This is a genomic window from Devriesea agamarum, assembly GCF_900070355.1.
Classification (GTDB): Bacteria; Actinomycetota; Actinomycetes; order Actinomycetales; family Dermabacteraceae; genus Devriesea; species Devriesea agamarum.
In genome coordinates this window covers 2,582,564-2,606,415 of the sequence record NZ_LN849456.1, presented here as the reverse complement: position 1 = coordinate 2,606,415, position 23,852 = coordinate 2,582,564, and the positions used below count along the sequence as shown (strand labels likewise).

Sequence of the window (23,852 nt, the reverse complement as noted above, 5' to 3'; positions counted from 1 at the left end):
AAAAGCGATGCGAACCTCGGTCTCTAACCCACCATCGTCGGCCGGACATCACGGTGATCTTCAGCACGCGAACACAGACGCCCGGATCAAACTGTCTGGTCTGACACGGTGCCGGGAGTTTCCTAGTCTTCGCAGGTCAACAACCCAGTTTCAGGGTCCCGGGCCAACGGGTGCATTATCCCGTGCGCGAACCGATCCACCCCTAAGATGCCTCAGCAAGTGTCCAGAACCCTCGCAATGAACGCTCCGAATCGGTTCCTAACGTCGACCTCAGACATACACGGGTGCGGCGCACCGGTATCACCGGATCTGCCACATCGCACCTGATCTCCACGTATTGAGGACACACACTATGGCTGCGAGGACCACACGCCCTGGCCCGGGCATACCTGCCACCGGGGCATCACATGTCCCCTCGATATCCAGCTCAAGGACCAGCACCGTGCCAGACACGTTGACACGCGGTCGCGCTTCAAGCCCTTGACTCTGCAGTTCGGTGACGCCGCGCCGTCGCCCACGACTTGCCCCGCCCGTTGCCACCGCACGGGCATCCGAAAATCTTCACCATCGAGGTGACCACACTGATGACGACAACAACTCCCGTCACTGCCTCGGGTATGACCGGCGCCGCCGGCCTTGATCCCGAGGCGAGAAAAACGACGAGTGATTACGAAAACATTTCGATAACAGATGTGCTGGCGCAGCTTGAAGCCAGCACCGATGGCCTGAGTTCTCAGGATGCCGCATCCCGGCTCGAGAAATTTGGCCCGAACGCCCTCGACGACACGAAAAAGACTCCATTCCTCGATTACTTACGCGGATATTGGGGACCAATTCCCTGGCTGATTGAAGTCGCCGCGATACTCTCGGCGATCGTCCAACACTGGTCAGATTTGATCATCATCAGCGTCCTGTTGGTCTTCAACGCGACCATCGAGTTTGTTGAGCGACGTAAAGCTGACGACGCCGTTGCTGAGCTGAAAAAAGAGCTATCGCAAACCGCCATGGTGCGCCGCGATGGCACCTTCACGGAAATAGACGCCCGAGACCTCGTACCCGGCGACATCGTGCAGATCACGCTCGGCGATGTAGTACCCGCTGATCTAAAGCTCATCGGGGGCGATTACTGCTCGCTAGACCAAGCTGCTTTGACCGGGGAATCACTTCCTGTCGATCGGCAGCCCGGAGGCCTCGCATTTTCCGGATCCGCTGTGCAAAAGGGCACCATGACCGGCGTGGTGATCAACACCGGGGCACACACCTTCTTTGGTGCAACGGCGAAGCTCGTCGCCGAAGCTAAGAACGTCTCCCACTTCCAAAAAGGTGTGATGGGAGTCGGCAAGTCGCTGGTCATTCTCGCCATTGTCTTGGTCTGCGTGCTCGGCCTTGCCTCTCTGATCAGGCAAGAACACTTCCTCGGATTCGTATCGTTTGCGCTGGTGCTACTCGTCGCTGCGATTCCCGCAGCACTACCGACAGTTCTTCAGATCACGATGGTGCTTGGAGCTCGGCAGCTGACCAAACACAAGGCCATCGTGTCCACGATGTCAGCCATCGAAGAGATGTCTGGCATGACCGTTCTATGTAGCGATAAAACCGGAACCCTCACGCAGAACAAACTCAGCCTGCGGGACGTGTTGACGTGGAAAGATGCCACGAAGGAACGGGTTTTGCGCCAGGCCGTGGTGGCCTCTGATCCGGTTCCCGGACACGACCCGATCGACAATCTGATTCGTCGCGAATACCTGCTGCTGTCTAACCCAGATGCTGTGCACGAGGCAGATGCCGATGCTGCAGACGAAGCTGAGGCACAGTCACAGGGGAAAGTCGCCCGCATTGCCGCTCGGCCTGTGGCTTCTCCCTTGACCAACGGTGTCGTGAACTCCTTCACCCCCTTTGATCCGGTCAGTAAGCGGACCAACGCGGTCTACACCGAGTCTGGGATCCGGTATGAGTGCACCAAAGGGGCACCGCAAGCAGTGGCCGCCCTGCTCGCGGACCAGAATGAAATCGACTTCCTCAACACCGAAGTGAAAGAACTCGCCTCCCACGGCTACCGAGCGCTGGCCATCGCCACCTCGGACAGCAGGGGTTGGCATCTTGACGGTGTACTCGCCATGTTCGATCCGCCGCGAGACGATACCGCCGACACCATTGCGACGGCGAAATCCCTGGGGATTGATGTCAAGATGATTACCGGCGACCAGGTCGCTATTGCCAAAGAGACCGCTCGCATGGTTGGACTCGGTGACAACATCGTGCCTGCCGGTGCACTGGAAGGCATTCCTGAGCAGGAGGTCGCTGAACTCATCAAGGGCGCCGATGGGGTTGGTGAAGTCTTCCCCGAGCATAAGTTCATGATCGTCCAAGCACTGCAAAATGACGGCGACGCCATCGTCGGCATGACCGGTGATGGCGTAAACGATGCGCCTGCCTTAAAGCAGGCCAATGCAGGCATTGCCGTCTCAGGAGCGACCGACGCCGCTAAATCAGCTGCCGACCTGGTGCTGACAGCACCGGGCTTGTCCGTCGTGACCCACGCTGTGGAAATCGCCCGCGAAGTGTTCGCACGGATGGAGAACTATACGATCTACCGGATCTCCGAAACGATCCGCGTACTCATCTTCATCACCTTGTGCGTGCTGACATTCAATACCTACCCAATCACCGCTCTCATGATCGTGCTGCTCGCGATATTGAATGACTTCTCCATCATCACTGTCGCCTTCGACCGAGTCCGACCCGGACGCCGGCCAAATCGCTGGGATATGAAATTCGTGGTGTCCGAAGCCGCCATCCTAGGTGTGACCGGTGTGATCTTCAGCTTCGGTTGTTTCCTCTTCGGCAAGCTCGTGCTTGGGCTCGACTCGGCGGCTTTACAGACCATGGTGTACCTGAAACTGTCGGTTGCCGGTCAGCTCACGATCTTCCTGGCCCGCCAGCGAGGATTTGCATTTAAGCTTCGCCCGGCTTGGGTGCTGATGGCTTCAGTGCTGATCACGCAAACCATCGCGACCTTGCTCGCCGTCTACGGGATTATCCTCCCGCAAGGTATTGGATGGTCAACAGCCGGATGGGTGTTCCTGTTCGTCGCTGTGGAAGTTGTGGTCGTGGACTGCTGCAAGGTGCTGTTCAACAAATGCTGGGCGGCGGCGCATAAACGTCGCACCGGCATGGACCACCATATGATTACCGACCCCGCCTAAAAATACTCATCACTTATCTGGCTCCGGTCGCCGTTTATCGCGACCGGAGCCAGCGCGTCATCATCGCACCTCAAACAGTGCATCATCGTCACCCCGAGCCAGCGAACGCTAGCCACACCGAGGCCAGGGGCCACAACCAAGGAGAACAATGATGTCTCAATCCAACTCCCATACGGACCAGCATTCCGCCCCAATGTGCCCTGCCAACCAGCACTTCCCGTGCCTGCACTCGGTGAGCATCGATAATCCGTACGACGAGCTAGTCTCAACGCTCACACCTCCCCAAGGCTCGCAAATTCGAGGCGCTTTGAACTCCGCGCTGCGCAGTGCGCTCGGAATGTTTGAGGGTGCTGACCACGGATTTCTCGCCGTCGGATGTGCCCACCATCTTCATGCTCTCGCCGTATCAGGCCGCGGGTGCGATGAACGCCGGGTCCGTCACCTAGTGCAACCCGTCATCACCCAAGAGGTGGTCGCGCCATGTCAACGTCCCTGCCAAGCCCCCAGTGCGCAAGGACCGCGGACATGGGAACATAACGACCTACTCGCGCCATCCGCACTGGATGTTCCGCTTGGATTGAGCCATCATGACTCAATCCATCCGTTCACCGGGCAAAAACTACCCGACGGTCAGCATGTCGCGGTTCTGATGGTCTCCTTTCATCCCACGCCAGCTCTTACCGGGATCTTGTCTGTGTCCGGCCCGGTTCATGATCGCAACCAATCCACCTCGGCAGACCTGGGTCCGCGCGGCTTAACCCAGCTGGGCGCCCTGGCCGAACCGCTGCTGAATGAACTAATCAGCCACGTTCTACTCGCCGAACACACCGCCGGTCGTACCCGTCAAGCGCTCATCAAAGACCGCGACCGGATCGCACGCGACCTGCACGACCAGGCGATTCAGCGTCTGTTTGCCATCGGACTTACGCTCGATGCGATGCAACCATCATTTCGTCCGGAAATGCGCGTGCGCGTGGACGATGTGATCGACGACCTGGATGACACCATTCGTGATATTCGCAGCACCATATATTCGCTCCGGCATGAACATGCCGCATTATCGCTGCGGTCAGATTTGGAGAACCTACTCGCGGATATTGGTGCAGCGCTGGGCTTTAGCCCCGCACTGACACTCAGCGGACAATATCCATCCCTCTCCGATGCCATCGCTCGAGACATTCTCGCCGTCGTCCGCGAAGGGGTATCGAACGCGGCCCGCCACGCCGGAGCTCAACGCATTGACGTGACGGTATCCGTCGCTAACACCGTGCGGATTGAAGTGCGCGATGACGGTGTTGGCTTTCATCCTGATCGCCTTGAACGTATGAGCGGACTCGCGAATCTCCAAGCTCGAGCAGCTGACCAGGGAGGTTCCCTGACCGTGTCCTATTTAGATGGTCAACGGGGAACCCTGCTGCGCTGGCAGATCCCCATTAGCCCGGGTTTTGGCTGCGCAGACGCTCCACCAGCACCGCAGCCTGAGTCCGGCTACTCATCCCCAACTTAGACAGAATCGACGTCACGTAGTTTTTCACCGTCTTTTCGACCAGGTCCAGCCTCCGCGCAATCTGTCGATTGGTTAAACCGTCAGCGACCAGGGCTAGCACGTCCCGTTCTCGTTGGGTCAACTCGGCTAGTTCCGGGGCATGCAACGGATCACTCTGAGTTAACTTCGCTTTTATAGCGTCTATGCGGTCACGGGGTAAAAGGTTCGCCCCCCTAGCCACCTGTTCCATCACCGCGAGTAAATCCATGCCACGAACCTGTTTGAGAATGTAAGCACTTGCGCCCGCCATAACCGCCGACAACATCGCCTTATCATCGTCGTAACTCGTAAGTATCACAAAAGGAATTTGCGGATGTTCGGACCGGATAGCTCGGCAGGCGTCGATACCTGATCCGTCGGGGAGCCGGAAGTCCATCAGGACGACGTCGGGGCATGCGCGGGGAACCAGTGCGATGGCTTGGGCAGCAGTAGCCGCCTCCCCCACCACGATAAACCAGTTATGAGACGCTATAAGGCCCACCAGTCCGCGCCGAACGATCTCATGGTCATCCACGATAAAAACCCGCAATGGACGCCGAGGCGAGGCATCGCGAATGCCACGAGTGCGAGCGAAGCCTTCACCGGACGGGGGTTCTGCTGACAACGGTAAGTTTAGCGGAGCCAAGGAATTTGCTGGACGAGTGGATTCTTTCAACGAGGACGCATCTGCAGGCGAAAAGTAATCAATCATTGTCTCAATCCCTCCACATACTGACCGACCTCCCGCACAACGGAGACCTTTATGCGGGGACAATTCCCTGTCTATCGACTTCATGAACTGTCATATCTATTTATGAGGTCAACGTAATCGCCAATGATGCGCGTTTGCTCTAGTTTCCCTGGGTAATGTGAGAGACTATACCCATAGCTCCCAATTCGGGCCCACATCGAGTCCACTCCCTGATTGAGTCCCCCTCACTCGTCGAACCTTCTCACCTACCGGCCCATGCCTAACCCATTTCCATCACACCTCGACTCCGTGCTCACCCCTGACCCACACTCCAGCCTCCATCCTTGCCCCCCGACTTTGGTTCCGATCTCGCCTATCACCTCCCCACTAAACCAGACACCAAATCTTCAGACCGACAAGCACCCAGTTTTCATGCAGTCCAAACACACAATATTCGGTGGACCTATATTTAAATATAGAATCCCCGATTTTTGATACATATTTGCAGGTCAACGCCTTCCTCTCAGGAAACTTCCCGGCTCACCATTTTCCGGTAATCCAATTCACAGGAATCTTCAAAGTTGCGCAGCTATTGTGTTCACACAAGAGAAACGGAAGCGTGTAGCCAAGGTTGGCGTCTCACCCCCACCACTCGAGGATGACCGCCTCACATGGACCAAAACCGCGATGGGAACACATTCCCACGTGCCGCCGACCAGGGGACGCTTCATGAAGGAGGTCGATAGTCACCCTGCAGGGACGCAGAACCACATTGCGTCCCCCACCCTCGGAGCGACCCGTTACACGGCCGCACCGAATCACGACACCTACCTCACAAGGAGGGACCGTCCATGACCACATCCCCAACCATCACCCCCGAGGAACGCTCAGAAAAACTCGCACTGGTGCACCAGCTGCGCTCGGCATTCCAGGACCTCCCTGATGCCCCCTACGAGCTCAGCAATGAGCGTCTGTCCGCTTACTTAAAGACCCAACACGACGTCGGCGGGGAACTCGACGCACCCATTGAGTTCATCGAAAAACAGGACGAGAACTGGGAACACAACACCTACCTTATGTGCGAGGTTTTAGCCTGGCGCGGAATCTGGGTCTCTGAGGAGCGGCGTCGCCTGCACAATGTTGATCTCGGGCGCGCTATGTACCTCGGACTCCCGTACTACGGTCGCTGGCTGATGGGCATCCCCCGGGTTCTGATTGACAAGCACCTGATTACCCTGACCGAACTGACGGCGAAGTTTAACGAGGTGAGGGAACGCGCTAAGAACGTCGCCCCGGGTGAGTTGCTTGAACCGCAACCTCGCTTTATCAGCGACGGCAAGGACATTCCTCGCAATAAACATCACGTTCACGCGAAGGGCAAGGGCGACCCCCAGGTCTACGCGGGTCAGGCTGATCCGGCGAAGTTCAAGGTCGGCGACTCTGTCATAGTGCGGGACTGGCAGGCCATCTTCTATACCAGGACTCAGGAATACGTTCGCGGAGCCATCGGCGAGATCGCAACCGTAGCCTACGAGTCTCCCGCCGCCGAAGATGAAGCCTTCGATTACGAAGCCATCGGTTCACCCAAGCCCGAGTGGTTCTACATCGTGCGCTTCAAGATGAAAGACCTCTGGCCCGACTATGTCGGCTCGTCAAAAGACACCGTGCAAACGGAAATTCCCGAGCGTTGGCTCAAAGCCGCCTGACCTCATCGACCCTCAATATAAGGAGACACCATGGAAGAGAATAAGATCTGTGGCACTAATATCCACGAACACCGGCCCCATGCGCCCGTCGTGGAAGAGGTGTCAGACTTTGAGGCCCTAGAGGTCGCCGTGCGCGAGCTCTGCCTCGAAAAAGGCATCTTCACCGCCGAAGACTTCCGCGCCTTCTCGGAATTTGCGGAGAAGATCGGTCCCACCCCGGCCTCGCACCTGGTCGCCAAGTGCTGGCTAGACGAGGACTTCAAGAAATTCGCTCTGGAAAAGCCGATGGAAGCGTGCAAGACCGTGGGTGTGGACTGGATGCAGCCCACCGGGTTCGGCACCCCAAGCGATTTCACCGCATTGCATATTCTGGAAGATACCCCGAAGCTGCACCACGTTATCGTGTGCACGCTGTGCTCCTGCTACCCCCGCCCGCTGCTCGGCAACTCCCCTGAGTGGTACCGCACGCCGAACTACCGGCGTCGGATCGTGCGTCACCCGCGCGATGTGCTCGCCGAGTTCGGAACCTACTTGCCCGAGGATGTGGAGATCCGCGTCGAGGACTCCAACCAAAAGCACCGCTTCATGGTTCTGCCGGTGCGTCCTGAGGGCACCGAAGGCTGGAGCGAAGATCAGCTGGCGGAAATCGCCACCCGCGACTGCCTGATCGGCGTCGCACTGCCCAAGCCGGGCGTAACCAGCAATGTCACCGCAGATCGTGTACGTAAGGCGAAGCGAGGTGCCCACCATGAGTGAGTTAAAGGAAGAAAACGCAGCCCCCCTTACCGACTTAGACAAGGACTTCGTCCGCCAACGGGTTAACCCTCATTTCTTAGACAAGAGGGTCCCCTTCCTGGAGGAACTGTCTACGCGCAAGGAGCAGACCTGGGGCGCACTCGCAGAAAAGTACGGCGTCGATAAGGATCTTCCCCCGTGGAAGACCTACATGGATGGCCTATGCGATGCTTTGGATGATGCTGCCTGCACCAACCCTCGCGCCGGAGCCCCCACCTTCGTAGAGCGCCGCAACGAGGAAGACGTTTTGCTGCAGGAACGTTACAAGGATCTTCCCTTCCCCGAGAGCCAGATCGTGGCGGTGGCCCATAGCCTCGTCGCTCGCGGGCTCATCGACGAAAAGGACCTGGAAGAACGCCTCAAGGCTGTTAAGGCGCGCCTGGACGACTAGTACATTTCCTACGGTTCCCGGGTGCCGACCGCGAGCATAGGTTCGCGGTCGGCACCCACACGAAAGCGCGCTGAAAGAGTCGGCGCCGATACGAAAGGACCACACATGGCTGTCGAACCCGACCGCCTCGCTTGCGTCGTCGCAAGCGACGGATTTATCTGCCGCGGATTCATGATTGAGTCCTGCGAGAACATCGACACCGGGGTTTACGAAATTACGTGGAAAGTCCCGCTGCAGGGCGGCGATGTCAAGACCAACTTCTCTTGCATCGTTGGTGCTGCCGGCATGGAGAGCGTCGACCCCGGTTTTTGCACGGTGAAGTTGACGGAAAGCCCCCGAGTGATGCAGGTCAACACCTACGATCCACAGGGCAATCCAGCCCCCCGGCCGTTCCACCTCGTAGCCTTCCGAGACTAGGTCTCGTTGTCACGCACGACCAGGTGAACGGATCACGCGCAGGCTTGCCGTTCAACAACCCCGGTGACCATCGTTGATAGCGACGGGTCACCGGGGTTTTGTTGTAAGCATCTGATCGAGGTTCAGTGTTTAAGGGCTCCCAGACCACGAAACTCGCTGTGCCCGTAGCCCCAACAAATTCACTCGGCAATCAATTGATCAGTTCATGGCCGGTCGTGAATATACATGTCAGCACCCGCACGACCCCGAAGCCCAACAAACAATCTTTGACATCGATCAACTAGACCGCGGCTGTGACAGTCAGGGACGACCGTGCGCGATCATCACACCTCGTGCCCCGACACATCCATGTCTTCCAGGCGCACAACCTTGGATTTGGTGACGAACCAGTGGATCAGCCACACCGCGAGAAATACGGGCAGTCCGATGTAAGAACTCAACACTTGGACGAGCTGGCCGTCAAAAATAGCTTCGTAGTTCTGCCCAAGAATCACCACCACGCACATCCCAAATGCGACGAGCGGACCCAGCGGAAACCACGGCGCACGGTACGGCAAGGAGCGTACATCGTGGCCTTGTCTCACATATGCGCGACGGAACCTGTAGTGACAGATTGCGATTCCCACCCACACAATGAACCCGGACAGTCCCGAGACATTGAGCAACCAGGTGTATGCCGCGCCCTGTCCAATTAAGGCCGTCAGAAAAGCGAAAAGCCCTACCGCTGAGGTGGCCAGCAGCGCAGCCATCGGCACACCGCGCCGATTCACTTTTCCAAAAATCTTGGGGGCCTGACCTTCGTGCGCGAGCGCATGAAGCATCCGGGAGGATGCGTAGAGGCCGGAATTACCAGCCGACAAAATTGCGGTGAGAATAACCGCGTTCATGAGCGCGGCAGCAAACGCGATCCCGGCGCGCTCAAACACCAATGTGAAGGGTGAGTAAGCGATGTCGGAGGCATCGTTGCGCAGCAGATTCGGATCTGTGAAGGGGACGAGGAAACCAATGATGATAATGGCCCCGACATAAAAGAGCATGATCCGCCAGAACACGCTGTGGATAGCCTTGGGAACATCGCGGCGCGGATTCGCTGATTCCCCAGCCGCCACCCCGACCAGTTCGGTGCCCTGGAAAGAAAACCCTGCAATCATGAACACGCTGATAATGGCGAGAAACCCGCCGTGAAACGGGGCATCACCGGTCGTCCAGTTTGAAAAACCTGGTGAAGTACCGCCGAGGATACCGGCGATCATGAGCACGCCGGTCACGATGAAAATGATGACCGTTGCCACTTTAATTGCGGCAAACCAGAATTCCCCTTCACCATAGGCCCGTGCCGACAGGGCGTTCATCCCCGTCAAGATCACGAGGAAAATACCGGCCCATATCCAACCGGGGACCTGCGGGAGCCAAAACGACATTACGATCCCGGATGCCACAAGCTCCGCAGCCACGGTGATTGCCCAGTTAAACCAGTAGTTCCATCCGATTGCGAATCCGAATGACGGGCTAACGAACCGGGTGGCATACACCTGGAACGAACCAGACACCGGCATATGGCTTGCCATCTCACCCAGAGATTGCATAAGCAACAGCACCATAAAACCGATGGCGACATAGGCGGCCAGCGCACCCCCTGGCCCTGCCTTAGCAATAGTCCCACCAGATGCCACGAATAAGCCCGTGCCAATCGCCCCGCCAATGGCGATCATTTGCATATGTCTGCTGGACAGAGTTCTCTTTAAACCGCCGTCAGATGTCGCGGCCGGTGTGACGGGTTCGGGCATTGTCCTCTCCTCATAGATGAGGTTTTTAAGTCCCAGAATGGACGTACGTCCGCCGATGGTACTGCGCCGCCGCGACCCCGTGCGTACAGCGCCCATGAGTGGACAGGTCACGCACGGGGACACCATGCCCGCACAACATGGTCAGCTCAGCGAACAACACGACCATGGGCGAGATCAATCAGGTGTGACAGCAGCTCTCCGCCGCTCGCCCGCAAACCGTTGTGCTCATGCTCACTGGTCACAAAGGTGCGCACGCCTGGCAGGAGCCTCGCCGTCTGCATGGAGAACTCAACTGGAACATAGACGTCGGTGTAGTACACGGCCGCTGCCCCATGAGCACCCGATGCCGCTAAGGCATCGGCGTCATACACGCGAGGCCATTCATGCGCGGCAATCCGCAAGGCGACCTCTTTCCACGGCATTAATGCCGGAACCGTGTCGAGCCATTCACGCCGCACGTGTTCGCCGGTGAGCAAGGTGACGTCATCTCGGAAGTCTCCGGGCATAGTGCGCTCAGCAGCCCAATCCGTGACGCAGCCGTCGGCATATGAGGATTCGTGGATGACGTAATACAGGGGGTTACGACCGCCGTACGGTAAGAGTGAGGCGAGATCGTAGCGGAAGGCGTTGCTGCGCGGATCGCATTCCAGGAGGTAGTGCAAACCGAGCCAGCCGTCGTTCGACCCGAGGCAGTGTCCGAGACTGCGCAACCGAGATTCCGAGACGATTTCCCCGTCGGGAAGGGTGATCTCACCTGCTCGGCATTGCTCCACCAGTCCTCGAATCGTGTCCCGATGCTGGGGAAAACGCCGGTAAAACGCCTCGGTGGCATCACGCATTTTGTCGTAACACAGCGCATAGATGTCGTCGCTGGGCCGACCGACCGCCGACAAGCCGCCGGTGAAGTAGGCGGATTCAACGGATTCAGGGAATCGGCTGAGGTAGTTCAGCAGTGTGAAACCGCCGAAGGACTGGCCGAGCACGCTCCAGCGCTCGACCCCTAGGTGTTCGCGCAGTGCCTCACAGTCATTCACAATCGAATCGGCGCGCAGATGGGTGAGATATTCCGCTGTGGCGTCGGAGCCAAGGCGCTCAAGGGTGTCGTCACCGACCGGGGTGGACCGTCCGGTGCCGCGCTGGTCGAGCAACACCAGCTGGTAGTGCTCGAGTGCGGCGTCGAGCCAGTTCGGTTGCAGCGGAGAGAACGATGGCCTCGGGGCCTCACATCCCGGCCCGCCCTGAAGGAACACCAGGTAGGGAAGGTGCTCGCCTCCGGGGCGCGTGGCAACCCGCGCAAAAATCTCCAGGGTACGGGAATCTGACGATCCGCCATGGGCGAGATCCTCGTATACCAGTGGAACAGTGAGCGTGTGCTCGGTCAGGTGCAAGCCGTTGAGTGTGGCAGAGCCCTTCACATGTGTCATGGCCATAGATCCTAATCCCGGGCACCGACAAGTCGGTGCCCGGGATCGTGCGATCCTACAAATATTTATCGCCGTACGGTTATTTACCGCCGCACGGTCACCGTGAACGGTACCTTCATGGCCGACGCGGTCGAACCGCCCGCTGCCGGGCTATTCACTGTGATCGTGCCCTGGTAGGTGCCAGCGGATGCGTAACGGTGGTTACCGGAGACACCGATCATGCCGGTGCGTCGGATCGACGAACGCGGATCCTTCAGGTTCAGCGTCGCAGGTGAGGTGGAACCATCTCCCCAGTCGATGACAGCCTTGGTTCCCTCGGTGAGAACCGATGCGGATACACCGTCGGCGTCGTCTTTCAGATCCGGGCCGAGCTGCTGCTTATCAGCGGAGACAACCGTCCCTGGAGCCGCGATCAGCCCCACATCCATCGTGGCTGGCCGATCGGCGCGGGCCTGGGCATCGATTCCGGCCACTTCGGCGGACCACTTTGCCTGCGGGGTGTCGTAGAAGTTTGCGCCCTCAGCTGTGAGCGCCACTCCTTGGTGAGCTAGACGCTGCAGGAACTGATCGACGTTGCGACGGTTTTGCGGACTCCAGCCGATTTCGGCGTGAGCTATGGCGCGCGGCCAGACCAAAAACTCTGCCTGTGATACACCGCGCACCGTTTCTGACCACAGTGGCGCCTCCGGTCCGAGGATGCCGGAGTCGTCGATGCCTTTGACAACTGTACCCGGATCCCAGTCGTAGTACTGGCGCACGTCACAGGTTCCGCTGCAGGCCCAGGCCAAACCAAGCGGAGTCTTCGCGTTGTACTTCTGGTCGAGGTAGGACGACTGTCCGCGGGACATCACGACTTTGGCACCCCGATCTTTAACCGCAGCCACGGTGTGGGAGGTGTCGCCCCACCAGTACTGAACCGCATCGCCCGGTTCTAGCGGGACTGAGGCGTATTCATTCCAGCCCATCGGCTTTTTACCGGTCTCATCGACGATGTGCTTGACCTTGGCCAGGAACTCCGTGTATCCGGCGGTGCCGTATCGCTTGGTCATGTCGTGCGATTCATCGCCGCCGACATGCATGTATTGGCCCGGAGTGATCTCAGCGAGCTGGGTCAGGACATGCTTGATGAAGGTGAACGTCACCGGGCTGTTCGGATCCAGGTAGGAGTACCCCACAGATCCCGTTCCATTCGCCGGAGCGGTGGGATTTTCTGCGGTGGCCGCATGCGATGACCCCGGGGTGTTGAGTTGCGGAATCGCGTGCAGTGCCGCATTTGTATGACCGGGAAGATCAATTTCGGGTATCACCGTAATGTGGCGCTCCGCGGCGTACTTCACAAGTTCCCGGTAGTCATCTTGGGTGTAAAAACCGGTGCGCCCCTTCTCCGGGAATCCCTGGCCGCCGTGCGTACCCATGGCGGTGGCCCCTGAGATGGAGGTCAACCGAGTGTAGTCAATATCGTCACCGGGGACGCGCCCATCGTTCGTGACCTGAATGCGCCATCCCTGGTCATCAGCCAGGTGTAGGTGCAGAACACTCATTTTAACGTCGGCCATGTGATCCAGCACGGACTTCACTTCATCGACCGTGAGGAATGACCGGGCCACATCGAGCATGATTGCCCGGTGGGAAAAGCGTGGGGCGTCTTGGATATCAACAGCCGGGATCACCCATTGGCTGCGCACAGCCTGCGACGAGTGGATGAAACCCGGTAGCAGTTGCAGCAGGGTACGCATGCCGTTGAAGAATCCGTGGTCTGTGACCGCGCTGATACGCACGTCATGAGTGCTGCTCTCGAGTCGATATCCCTCGGCAGCCGACGGCACCTCCTGAGGCGTCGCCGATTCCAGCACAATCGCATTGGCTTTTCTCACCGGCTGCTGGACGTGCTGCTGCACCTCCTGTTGCACCTGCTGGATTTGCTGCTGAGCAGACTTTGGGTGCAGTGGCTTCACGGGCAGCGGATAACCGGTTGAACGGCGCATAACCTGCGCCAAGAGCTCCGCCGATGCCATCGCGTCGGGAGCCGCCAAGATCACGGTTTTCCGGTTCACAGTGAACCCAGGTTCCGAGGTTTTTTGGGTAAGTTTCGCCGGCACTGGCACGAGGCCTAGATCCGGGACACTAGCGGTCAGCGGCGCGCCAACATGGCTTTGCGCCGCTGAGGGATCGTGGGGGGCGGCAGATGCGCCGGTACTCAAACCGGTAGCACCGAGCACAATTGTGGCGAGCGCCGCCACCACAGGACGAAAACGGACCATCGTTGCTCCTCAATAACGACAAGGTGACCCATAAGGTCCGGACGAATTCTGAGGAGCGTATCACTTGCGACCCAAGTCACGTCGGGAACTAAGGCCCGCAGGTCGCGCGGCTGGCTGACTCGCAGGCCTCTACGGTTTCTGCGCATTGGTGCTCGTATAGATCGCAACACCGTCATATCCAGTCAATAATTCGCTGGGCATCGCAGCCTTTGTTTCCTACCATCGACGCTGACGAACTCATCCGAAGTTCCTCCTGGTCGCACTTACCCGACCAGATTCCAATGAAAGGTTCGATGCAGCATGAAGGTCCTGTCGCCGGCCCACGGCTTTCCCACCACCATGCCCCATGGCACACCAAAACAGCGTAAGGAGCACCAACATGTTCGACCTTCGTATTTTTTCTATTCGTGAGTCCCGACACCGCATCCACAATCCACTCACCGAACGGCAGCTGTCCGATTTCGGCGACCGACTAGATCTCCCGGCAGGCGCCACCATCCTCGACCTGGCGTGCGGATCTGGTGAGCTCCTCACCACCTGGGCCCGCGATCACCAAACCACCGGCATCGGCGTGGATCTGAGCGCCGACTTCCTCGCCCAGGCCCATGCTCGCGCCGCCGAACTCGGCGTGAGCGAGTCCGTACAGTTCATCGAGGCCGACGCCTCCAACTACGTGGCGAAGGACCCTGTCGATATCGCCATATGCATGGGCGCGACCTGGATCGGCGGCGGCGCCCTGGGCACATTGAAACTGCTAAGCCGCAGCCTGAAGCCCGGCGGCATCCTGCTGATCGGTGAGCCGTACTGGCGCAACGGACACCCCACCCCCGAGGTGATCGACGGGTGCGGGCTCTCGCATGCAGGAACTTTCTTCCCACTGCCAGAGCTTTTAGCGCTGTTCAATACCGAGGGCTACGACGTAGTCGATATGGTCTGCTCCACCGAAGAATCCTGGGACCGCTACCAGGCCCCGCAGTGGCTGGCCATGCGCAGGTGGGCCGACGCGAACCCCGAGCATGAACTCCACGACGAGGTCCGAAGGCTGCTGCGCACCGAACCGCAACAGTACGCGACATACATCCGAGCCCACCTCGGCTGGGGGCTATTCGCACTGATCGCGCGGTAAAACAGGAACCCCACCGCACATAACCAGTGCCCGCGGACGAGTGAGCCGAGGGTTTTAGCGGGCGAATATCTCCGCTGTCAGGGCATCCACGGGCTAACGCGCTATGGGCGAGGCGAAGCATCCATCTTCTGCCTCGCCCATAGCGCATTCGCGGTGTCACCGACGCGCCGCCTACCGCGCACCATCCAGTGCTCTGCACCGCAGTGCACACTAACGGCACTGAGCACCCTCGCTCACGTTCTGCGTACCGCCCTGCCTCCCCCGATGACAGATGTCATGTAGACCGGTGACGACCGTGCCTGGCCCCCTTGGTAGCGACCCAGACATGGTTGAAGCATGATCGAGCATCGCCCGCACAACCGATCCCACACCAGATCCGCGACCACTGCGACCCCGGTGTCTACCACGGTGTCGGCAACAGCTGCGACTCCGGCATCGCCCGCGGAGCCGACATCCGCAACGGCACCTACAACCGCCATCGTGGGGGAAACACACGCTGTCGCAACGGAATCACATGCTGTCGCAGTGGACTCTCTGACCTGCACCTACGGACAATTCACCGCAGTCAACGAGGTCTCGTTCACAGTTCAAGAGGGTCGGATCCATGCTCTTCTCGGCACCAACGGAGCAGGCAAAACCACGCTGTTGGAAACCATTCAAGGATTTCACCGCCCACGCAGTGGAACGGTGAGGGTCTTCGGACAGGATCCCTGGCGGCACCGAACCGCGGTGGCGGCGCGCACCGGCACCATGCTTCAGGAGTCCGGACTCGTCGATGAAATGACCGTGCTCGGGCAGCTCTCGCTCTGGCGGGGATTAAACGTCCGGGAAGACTCCATTGACCGGGTGTTGGAGGTCGTCGGCCTGATGCATCGGCGAAAAACCCCAGTAGCGGTTCTATCTGGAGGTGAGCGGCGCCGTCTAGATTTTGCAATGGCAATCTGGGGGCACCCGGAGCTGATCGTGCTGGACGAACCAACCACCGGCCTGGATCCGCAGTCACGTCGAACCATGTGGGACATCATCCGCGAGCTCAACGCCAAAGGATCAACCATCCTGCTCACCACCCACTATCTCGACGAGGCGCAAAACCTCGCCGATCACGTCACGATTCTTGACCGCGGATGCGTCGCGATCGAAGGTCCGATGACGGAGGTTCTGGCTTCAATCCCCGCACACATTAGCTTCCGCGGACACTTATCGAACACTCACCTAGCCGAACTTCAGCGGACGGTCCGTGGAGAGGTCGAGATCAGCCGAACCGACGACGACCTCACCGTCACCATCCGAACCCCGCTATTGCAGCTCGATGTGGGAGCAGTCATCGATTGGGCCCGGTCCCACAACCTCCCGTTGCACCAACTGCGCTGCTCACCGGCCTCACTCGAAGACGTATTTTTCGAGGTGCCTGCGGTCAATGCACCGAGCAACGCGCCCATCCCGGTTCTTGACGAGAGCCCGTCCTTGAGGGGGAGCACCGGCCATCAGGCTGGCCATCAGGCCACCACTGTCGACAACGGGGATTCGGCTCACAACCCCTCTGGTACTGCTCACCGAAAGGCCACGCCATGACCACAGGCCCTGCCACCTCATCGAAACCACAACGGCACGCCCTGCGGCATCCATCGCCGCGCCGAGCTAAGCGTCCCATCCAGCTGCTGTGGGCTTTAGCCTGCGCGGAAACTCTTACCTTTGTGCGGCAGCCCGCGATGATCGCTCTCACCTTGTTACTTCCAGCTGGTCTCATCGCGATCACAGCGGTCACCGAAAACTCCAACAACCCGCAGGCGTGGGCCCACATTGCCGGACGAAACCTAGTCGCCGTCCAGTGCATTACCGTCTACTTTGTCGCGCTGAATACTCTGACCGCCCGCCGGCACACTCTCGCCCTCAAGCGCCTGCGCACCACCGCGTTGCCGAACGCCGGCATCATCACGGGACTGCTCGTACCACCACTGCTGGTGGGCATCGTCCAGATCCTTGCGGTCTTCACCGGTTTGGTGATCCTCGGTGCACCTTTGCCGCAGAACCCGATGTGGGTGGCGATCTCAGCACTCCTGGGTATCGTCATCGCGGATCTAGCTGGGATTACGACCAGCGGCTTCACCTCCACGCCTGAAAAAGCGCAGTGGACCATGATGCCGTTCTTTATCGCCGCAATGAGTGCGGTATCTGTGCTCCCGGCTGTGGATCCCGGAATTGCCCGGGCTTTAGCTGCTGTGCCCTTGGTAGCCAACGGACACCTCGCAACGGTCGGATGGCACTCGGATGCGATGAGGGTCGGGCCGATCCTCCTCGACCTCATCTATATGGTCGCGTGGATCGTCATTCTGACTCTGATCAGCTGGAAAACGTTCCGTTGGGAGCGTCGACATTAAACGACAGGTTGGCGTTGTGTAAGGCATCGGCGTGAAGACGACGGTTATCCGCGGGAAGCGGACGGTTAACCGGTCATCGGTGTGAAGCCGACGATTAACACTACGAGGACGGTTGCCATGAAGACGAAGGTTGACGCCAAAGGACAATCGCGATGACGGCGGCACTCGGTGCTGGGTTCGCAACGCAGAACCACAAGATGAACTGATACCGCACCTGGCGATCCCCTCATCCAAAGGCGGCGATGCACAGCAAACCCGGGAGATGATGATGGCATCCACACAGCGCACAGACGAGGCCACATACGGAGGTGGATATGAACCGACCCGGATCAGCGTCAGACCATGATCGTTTCCGCGCGATCTTCGCCTATGTTCACCTCACGCATATTCTCTTGGCACTCGGGACACTCATCGCCCCAGCTATTTCTTTCATTCAGGCACCGCGCCCGGCGGCCGTGGTGATCCCTGCAATACTCGCCTCAGTGTGCGTAAGTGCGGGAGCGTCATTCCTGGTTATAGCGGAATTCGCACCGCATCATCGGGGTGTTCGGTGGCTGCGTGGGCCGGCAGTGCGGCGTGCGTTGCGGATCGCCGTGCTGCTCATGACGCTGACGGTCATCACCCTGGTGCCCGCCTCGAAATCACCGACTGTCGCTGTCGCGATTCCTCTGACCTGGGCTCTGAGCGCGATATGCACGGGGCCTTTCTGGTCGGGCATCGTGCGACTGTTTGCGGTCACGCTCGCAACGGGCCTGGCAACCTTTGTGATCGATATGGCCCAAGGGCACAGCTGGGACGGGCTGACACTGCTTGTCGCAGCGCTGATCGCCCTCGGAGTGATCGGACAGGATTCGATCTACATTCTCCTGATCGAACTGGATGACCTGCGCACCTTGGAGGCCGAGCGCGCCGTCATCACCGAACGGAAACGGTTCGCCGGAGACCTCCACGACATTCAGGGGCAACACCTCGGCCTGATCACCGTCGAAGCGGAGCTCGTCAGCCGACTTATTGACCGGGCGGACTACGCCGCCGCCGCTCAGCACGCCGAGCGCATCCAGGCCATCACGCTGGATGCATTGGATGAAATGCATCGCCTCGTCCACGCGAATCGGGAGGTTCGACTGGATGAGGAAATAGCTAACGCGGTTCGGGTGCTCCGCTCCGCAGGCATCGAGGTCACCCGGGACACGATTGGAATATCCGGTCTCGACGACGACACTGATCGCCTGCTCGGCCTGAGTGTCCGGGAAGGGATCACGAACATTCTTAAGCACACCCAAGCGCACAGCTGCTCACTTTCGGTCCGTCAGCAGCCACGTCATAGACGTGCCGGGATTGCGCTGGTCGTCACCGATTCCGGCCCGGGCGCAGCAGTGGCAAAGTCCCAGCCTGCGTACTTAAAACCAGCACGATACAGGGCGGGACAGTCGTCGGAGGCAACCCAACCGCCTGCGGCTGGCCGCCCGTCCGGGGCTGGCCTGATAATGCTCGCCGAACGTTACCGGGCGATGGGCGGCACACTCGACTTCACCCAGGAACGCGGTGGACGCCTTTCCTGCTGGCTTCCCCTCCCCATGGGCGATGTACATAGCCGAGGCGCTACGACGTTAGATAGGGGAACGCCAGACAGCAAAATAACAGTCGAGGGAATGTCAGACAGCGACATGGCAAACCACAGAATCCAGGCCAGCGACCGCACTCATTCAATGCCAACGAAGCCCGCAGATGCCATCGTCACCGACAACGGTTCGCCAGTGAAAGGAAATCTCGAATGAACCGGATCCGCGTGGTTCTTGCCGATGATGAGCTGCTGCTACGGGAAGCAATTGTGACGCTGCTCGGTCTGGAAGAGGACATCGAGATCGTCGGCACAGCCCAAGACGGCAAGGAAGCTACCGAGGTGATCGGGCGCATTCGGCCCGACATCGCCGTGCTCGACCTAGAAATGCCGAAGCTCGACGGATTGGAAGTCGCGAACGCCATCAAAACTCGCTCGCCGGAAACACGGGTAATCCTGCTCACCAGGTACGCCCGGCCTGCGGTACTGCGGCGCGCACTCGACGCAGGCGTCCTCGCATTCGTCACCAAAGCAACCTCGGTGAAGGAACTCCCGCATATCCTCCGCACGGTCCATAGCGGCGGTCGCTACGTGGACGGAACAGTCGCCACCGCAGCCCTGTCCGAAAGCAACTGCCCACTGACAGATCGGGAGATCGAAGTACTCAGAGAAGCCCTGGACGGGGCAACAATCCGCGTCATCGCCGAACGTACCCATTTAGCGCAAGGCACAGTGCGCAACTACCTATCCACAGCAATGACCAAGCTCGGCGCAGAAACCCGCGTCTCCGCAGCGAGAATAGCGTGGAATGAAGGGTGGATTTAAACGGCGGGCTTTAGTATCGATAGTTGAGCATTAATGTCGATAGTGACGCCAGATTTTCACACCGATACCGAGACTGGGGCCGAGTTTTATACCGATGATGAAGCCGGGTCTTCACGAACCAATGCGTCATATTTGACCCTTAATGCCGGCGCCACTTCGGAAAACCCGCGGCGAAGCGAACCACAAAATAGATAAGCGTTACGGTCAGTAACACCCAACGCCACAGATCGGGAAGCCGATCCGGGACAATCACAAAGAGCAGCAGCGCCACCACACCGATCTGAAGTACAGCCGCCAATAATTCCCTGCCGAGGGTGGACGCCGGGCCGATGCTCATCATGTCCGCAGCAAAACTCCGATTGACCCGGGCCTGCTGCGGTTGCTCATCCTGTGTCCATCTAGTCATGCTTCAACCGTGCCAGTTTCGCGACGCAGCAAATAGGCACAGGCGTCACCGAATTCATGACATCTGTCATCGGGTGGTGTGGGGGTTGAGCGAGGGTGTCGTTCACTACCAGTTAGCCGCGCCTAACGATTGCTGAGCTAACGTCCTGGAAGGACATGGCAACAGCCCTCGCCTCAGGCCTCCACGCCGATAATCTCGAATCGCTGGATGACAACGACATCGTGGAGCGACCCTAACCATGTCAACGGGAAAATGAGACAAGGCGGGCGAGCTCTGCGTCATCACACGCGGCGGGAAGACTCATGAGCGCTAGCAACATAAATCAACGACGAAGGGAACCGCCCGCATTTGGTTCTACATACAGGACCGCACGGTATGGCTGGAAGCTGCCCTATGGATACTGGGCAGTGTCGGCATACTGATTGAGACACCACGTGACCAGTCTTAGAAGAGCATAGCCACCGGCTCAGTTGTTTCGCCTAGTCGACCGATCAGCCCAATGGCACGGTCAGGATTGAATGGGAGCATGAGGGCTTGGGCCTCAGCCTCCGCTTCAGCGGCGATAACATCAGCGTTCACGGGAAGGCGATTAAGGTCAAGCCGAGATAACAGCTTTTTGGTGATCGGGCGCTTCGAATCCCAAAACACGAGGGAGTTGATTAGTGCGACGCACTCTGGGCTATTCAAGATCGCCGTGACGACAGCCGCCTCTGTCGGGTCATCAAAGGGCAACAGATAGCATGTGTCATCCAGGACGACAGGTTGGTCATTGAGCGGCGACACGAGCCGGAACACCGGTTCCTTGTGCAAGCCGGAAACAGCAACCTTGTAAGGCGCGAACGTGTATTCGCCGTGTCCAAACACAGAGAACCGCGGGCGGTTCTTGTATATCGTCGACTTACGCCCGTCGAGAGCCTCGGCATTGGCCTTGAAGTAGTTCCAAAGCTTGGGAGCATTCGTGCGTAGGTGCTTGGTGTCAGCTCCAAACTCCATCTGAGGGACGATAACCCACTTGCTGTGTACACGGTGCCGACCCCGGAAGACATCCGTGCTCTTAAGGAACGGAAATACATATTCTGGCTCCAGGTCGAGCTGTACGCCCTTCTTGGTTGTCGGCTGCGGGCTAGCGACGAGCTCGAATACGCTGGATGCATCATGCTTGAGGCCGGACCTCCACACGTACGGCGACTTGCCATCCGCCTGGCGCACGGACATGTATTTATCGACGTCTGACACCAAGAGCGAGTCGACGACGCCAAATCTCCTCACAGGCCGTGCTCCCGGCTCGAACACATCCTGAAAGATCGAGACGGTGTAATCGGGCTCGTCAACTGTGGGGTTTACTTCAACGGTGAACCAGCAGGCGTCGACGCCGGCGCCGAACCAGCGTAGGGCATCGATGCGGTAGATCGCTGCGTTGGCAATAGGCAATGCGATGGTTGAGGCGTACTCGATCACATTGCGAGCGACCTGTGTTTTGCAGAGCATGCCAAGCATGAACTGCTGGCCCGAGAATTCGCGTAGAGCTTTGAGGATGATGTACTCACAGACATCGAAGTTCGATGCCCCCAGGAGGGCGTCAAGACCCTTAACCTGCTTGAAGTTCTCCTTCGGTGGGAGATTCTCCGAGTCCATCCTCTTGAGTTCAGCAGCCGTCACCCACGGCGGATTGCCCACGACAAAGAGCGGGCCATCATCCTCCCATGCGGCTGCATCAGGCATCGTGATCTGGAAGACGTTAGCTGTGCTGATCATGCCCCACTTAGACGCGTGAGCGGAATACTCCGGGTTGATCTCCACGCCGAACCGCTCGGAATCCGGTGCAAGCTTTGTCGCGGCCTCAAGGAATGAACCCTGACCGCATGTGGGCTCGAAGATTCGGGCGTTCCCCGACAGGCCAAGCACGGTAAGGCACTGCGTCGCTAGCCCGAGAGGGGTCTGGAAATCTCCGAACTCGTTATTAGGCACGCAAATCCTCAACTTCAGGAGCAATCGTTTTCGCCACTGCGGTACTGATCGCCCGGTTGTCTGGTACTGGGGCTCCATCTCGGCACTAGCCACGGCGGCCTTGATGCATGCATACATCCTCCCGCCGTCGGTGGAGAGGTCTGCATCGCCGTTGGCCGTGACGAGGGCGAGTCCTCGCAGCTCGGCGGCGTCGATCCAGTCCTCCAGCTGCCGGGGCTGTCTGGGGAGCCTATCGAGGTCGTAGCAGATGATCGCGTCGAACCGTCCGAGCAGGTAGTCGGCGACCATGCGGTCATAATCCGGGCGGATAGCAGTCCGGTTAGTGGCACTCTTCGACTGGTCCACGTAGATCTCGACGACCTCCCAGCGCCGGAACCGGGCGAGGTTCTCACAGTCCTCGCGCTGGCGGTCGATAGCGAGCCCGTCCATCTCGCGTTCCTGAGAGATTCGGAGGTAGATGGCTGCCTTGCGGGGCGCGGACGAGCGATCGTTAGTGAGCCAACGATACCGCAAGAAGTAACCCCGTACAGCACTCTAGCCGTCGCGCTCTTACATCTGAGGCGAAGAGTTCGATCTGCGTGTCCGCGGTACACGAAGGCCCTCGCAACCGTTAAGTCACGGGGACCTCGAACGACCAGCCTCTACCGATGGTACTGAGCGGCAGGTCAGGATCCGATCATCCTGAATCTGTCGTCGCCAAACTTGGCGAAGTAGTAGTGAATCGCGCGGCTCCCGACGTCGAACATGACATCCGACATTTCCTCCAAGGACCACGGCTCCAGGCGGAAGAAGAAGCTGCCACGGTTGAAAAGACCCTCTTCGCCCTCGGGGATGACATTCACTTGGTTCAACTCACCAAACATTGCGATGGTCTTCACTCGGTCGAGAATCGAGCTGCCTTCATGGAAGTCCCAGCCATAACCGAAGCACACGAAGGGGATTATGCCGTCTTCCAGCATCATTGCACGGAAGCCGATCACATTCTTCCCGAGGCGCTCGATGGCATTACCCATCGCCTGCTTCTTCAGACCTTCTTGCGTCCGCAGGTCGTTGGTCCCCTGGTTCTTCACTTCCGTGATCAGCACGGGGAACGTACGCTCGCTGTCCGCCGCCATGATCGAGAGAATGCCCCCGTCGGGACTCATGAACGTGTTCGGTAGCGGATCGCCGAACGACACCGTTGGGAAGCTGCCGCGGAGGGAGGCGACGATGTCAGCGAGCATCACTTTCTTCTCATGCTTGAACGCGATACCGAACTTCTCAGTCAGACGCTCAGTGGCGTTGACGAGCGCGTCGCCGAGCTGAATCTCCTGCTTCGACGAGGTCGTGTTGATGACAGTCCCATAGCGATTCTGCCGAAGTCGTGCTTTCTGAGCCATTTCAGT

General features: G+C 58.9%; 18 protein-coding genes. 11 read left to right on the top strand and 7 right to left on the bottom strand.

Features of this window, described 5'->3' with window-relative positions; genetic code table 11:
* Positions 1 to 584 precede the first annotated feature (584 nt).
* Together BN1724_RS11000 and BN1724_RS10995 are read left to right on the top strand one after the other, a co-directional pair.
* A complete protein-coding gene (locus BN1724_RS11000) occupies positions 585 to 3,206 on the top strand; it encodes a plasma-membrane proton-efflux P-type ATPase (protein WP_197671793.1) in 2,622 nt (873 codons plus the stop codon).
* A 148-nt stretch (positions 3,207 to 3,354) separates the two neighbouring features.
* A complete protein-coding gene (locus BN1724_RS10995) occupies positions 3,355 to 4,713 on the top strand; it encodes a sensor histidine kinase (RefSeq protein WP_084253001.1) in 1,359 nt (452 codons plus the stop codon).
* Here BN1724_RS10995 and BN1724_RS10990 read toward each other — a convergent pair.
* A complete protein-coding gene (locus tag BN1724_RS10990) occupies positions 4,640 to 5,443 on the bottom strand; it encodes a response regulator (protein WP_084253000.1) in 804 nt (267 codons plus the stop codon). The two genes, BN1724_RS10995 and BN1724_RS10990, sit on opposite strands and share 74 nt — an antisense overlap.
* Before the next feature lie 830 nt (positions 5,444 to 6,273).
* Between BN1724_RS10990 and BN1724_RS10985 the strand changes: the two genes are divergently transcribed.
* From BN1724_RS10985 to BN1724_RS10970, 4 genes are all read left to right on the top strand, one after another.
* On the top strand, positions 6,274 to 7,128 hold the full coding sequence (locus BN1724_RS10985) for an SH3-like domain-containing protein (RefSeq protein ID WP_058235400.1): 855 nt from the start codon (positions 6,274 to 6,276) through the stop codon (positions 7,126 to 7,128).
* A gap of 30 nt (positions 7,129 to 7,158) precedes the next feature.
* Complete coding sequence (gene scnC, locus BN1724_RS10980) at positions 7,159 to 7,884, top strand: thiocyanate hydrolase subunit gamma (RefSeq protein WP_058235399.1); 726 nt, start codon at positions 7,159 to 7,161, stop codon at positions 7,882 to 7,884.
* A complete protein-coding gene (locus BN1724_RS10975) occupies positions 7,877 to 8,314 on the top strand; it encodes a hypothetical protein (protein ID WP_197671792.1) in 438 nt (145 codons plus the stop codon). Before scnC ends, BN1724_RS10975 begins: the two co-directional genes overlap by 8 nt.
* A gap of 105 nt (positions 8,315 to 8,419) precedes the next feature.
* Positions 8,420 to 8,731, top strand: coding sequence for a hypothetical protein (locus BN1724_RS10970; protein WP_058235398.1), 312 nt, complete (start codon positions 8,420 to 8,422; stop codon positions 8,729 to 8,731).
* 323 nt (positions 8,732 to 9,054) lie between these two features.
* On the opposite strand, the gene BN1724_RS10965 is transcribed toward BN1724_RS10970, so the two are convergent.
* From BN1724_RS10965 to BN1724_RS10955, 3 genes are all read right to left on the bottom strand, one after another.
* Complete coding sequence (locus tag BN1724_RS10965) at positions 9,055 to 10,518, bottom strand: amino acid permease (protein ID WP_058235397.1); 1,464 nt, start codon at positions 10,516 to 10,518, stop codon at positions 9,055 to 9,057.
* Positions 10,519 to 10,664: 146 nt separating this feature from the next.
* On the bottom strand, positions 10,665 to 11,942 hold the full coding sequence (locus tag BN1724_RS10960; protein ID WP_331709463.1) for an alpha/beta fold hydrolase: 1,278 nt from the start codon (positions 11,940 to 11,942) through the stop codon (positions 10,665 to 10,667).
* An 83-nt stretch (positions 11,943 to 12,025) separates the two neighbouring features.
* Positions 12,026 to 14,203, bottom strand: coding sequence for a family 20 glycosylhydrolase (locus BN1724_RS10955; protein ID WP_058235395.1), 2,178 nt, complete (start codon positions 14,201 to 14,203; stop codon positions 12,026 to 12,028).
* A 379-nt stretch (positions 14,204 to 14,582) separates the two neighbouring features.
* On the opposite strand from BN1724_RS10955, the gene BN1724_RS10950 reads away from it, so the two are divergent.
* The 5 genes from BN1724_RS10950 to BN1724_RS10930 all read left to right on the top strand — a co-directional run bounded on the left by BN1724_RS10950 (position 14,583) and on the right by BN1724_RS10930 (position 20,093).
* Entirely contained in the window at positions 14,583 to 15,329 is a 747-nt protein-coding gene (locus tag BN1724_RS10950; RefSeq protein WP_058235394.1) for an SAM-dependent methyltransferase, read from the top strand.
* Between the two features lie 525 nt (positions 15,330 to 15,854).
* Positions 15,855 to 16,901, top strand: coding sequence for an ABC transporter ATP-binding protein (locus tag BN1724_RS10945; protein WP_197671791.1), 1,047 nt, complete (start codon positions 15,855 to 15,857; stop codon positions 16,899 to 16,901).
* On the top strand, positions 16,898 to 17,707 hold the full coding sequence (locus BN1724_RS10940; protein WP_058235392.1) for an ABC transporter permease: 810 nt from the start codon (positions 16,898 to 16,900) through the stop codon (positions 17,705 to 17,707). Before BN1724_RS10945 ends, BN1724_RS10940 begins: the two co-directional genes overlap by 4 nt.
* A 314-nt stretch (positions 17,708 to 18,021) precedes the next feature.
* Entirely contained in the window at positions 18,022 to 19,485 is a 1,464-nt protein-coding gene (locus tag BN1724_RS10935) for a sensor histidine kinase (protein WP_058235391.1), read from the top strand.
* Entirely contained in the window at positions 19,482 to 20,093 is a 612-nt protein-coding gene (locus BN1724_RS10930; protein WP_058235390.1) for a response regulator transcription factor, read from the top strand. The genes BN1724_RS10935 and BN1724_RS10930 overlap by 4 nt, the downstream gene beginning before the upstream one ends.
* Before the next feature lie 139 nt (positions 20,094 to 20,232).
* On the opposite strand, the gene BN1724_RS10925 is transcribed toward BN1724_RS10930, so the two are convergent.
* The 3 genes from BN1724_RS10925 to BN1724_RS10915 form a co-directional block, all read right to left on the bottom strand.
* Positions 20,233 to 20,499, bottom strand: coding sequence for a hypothetical protein (locus BN1724_RS10925; RefSeq protein WP_058235389.1), 267 nt, complete (start codon positions 20,497 to 20,499; stop codon positions 20,233 to 20,235).
* 444 nt (positions 20,500 to 20,943) lie between these two features.
* Complete coding sequence (locus tag BN1724_RS13390) at positions 20,944 to 22,980, bottom strand: recombinase family protein (protein ID WP_269447060.1); 2,037 nt, start codon at positions 22,978 to 22,980, stop codon at positions 20,944 to 20,946.
* Between the two features lie 152 nt (positions 22,981 to 23,132).
* Positions 23,133 to 23,846, bottom strand: coding sequence for an EcoRI family type II restriction endonuclease (locus BN1724_RS10915; RefSeq protein WP_058235388.1), 714 nt, complete (start codon positions 23,844 to 23,846; stop codon positions 23,133 to 23,135).
* Between the last annotated feature and the right edge of the window lie 6 nt (positions 23,847 to 23,852).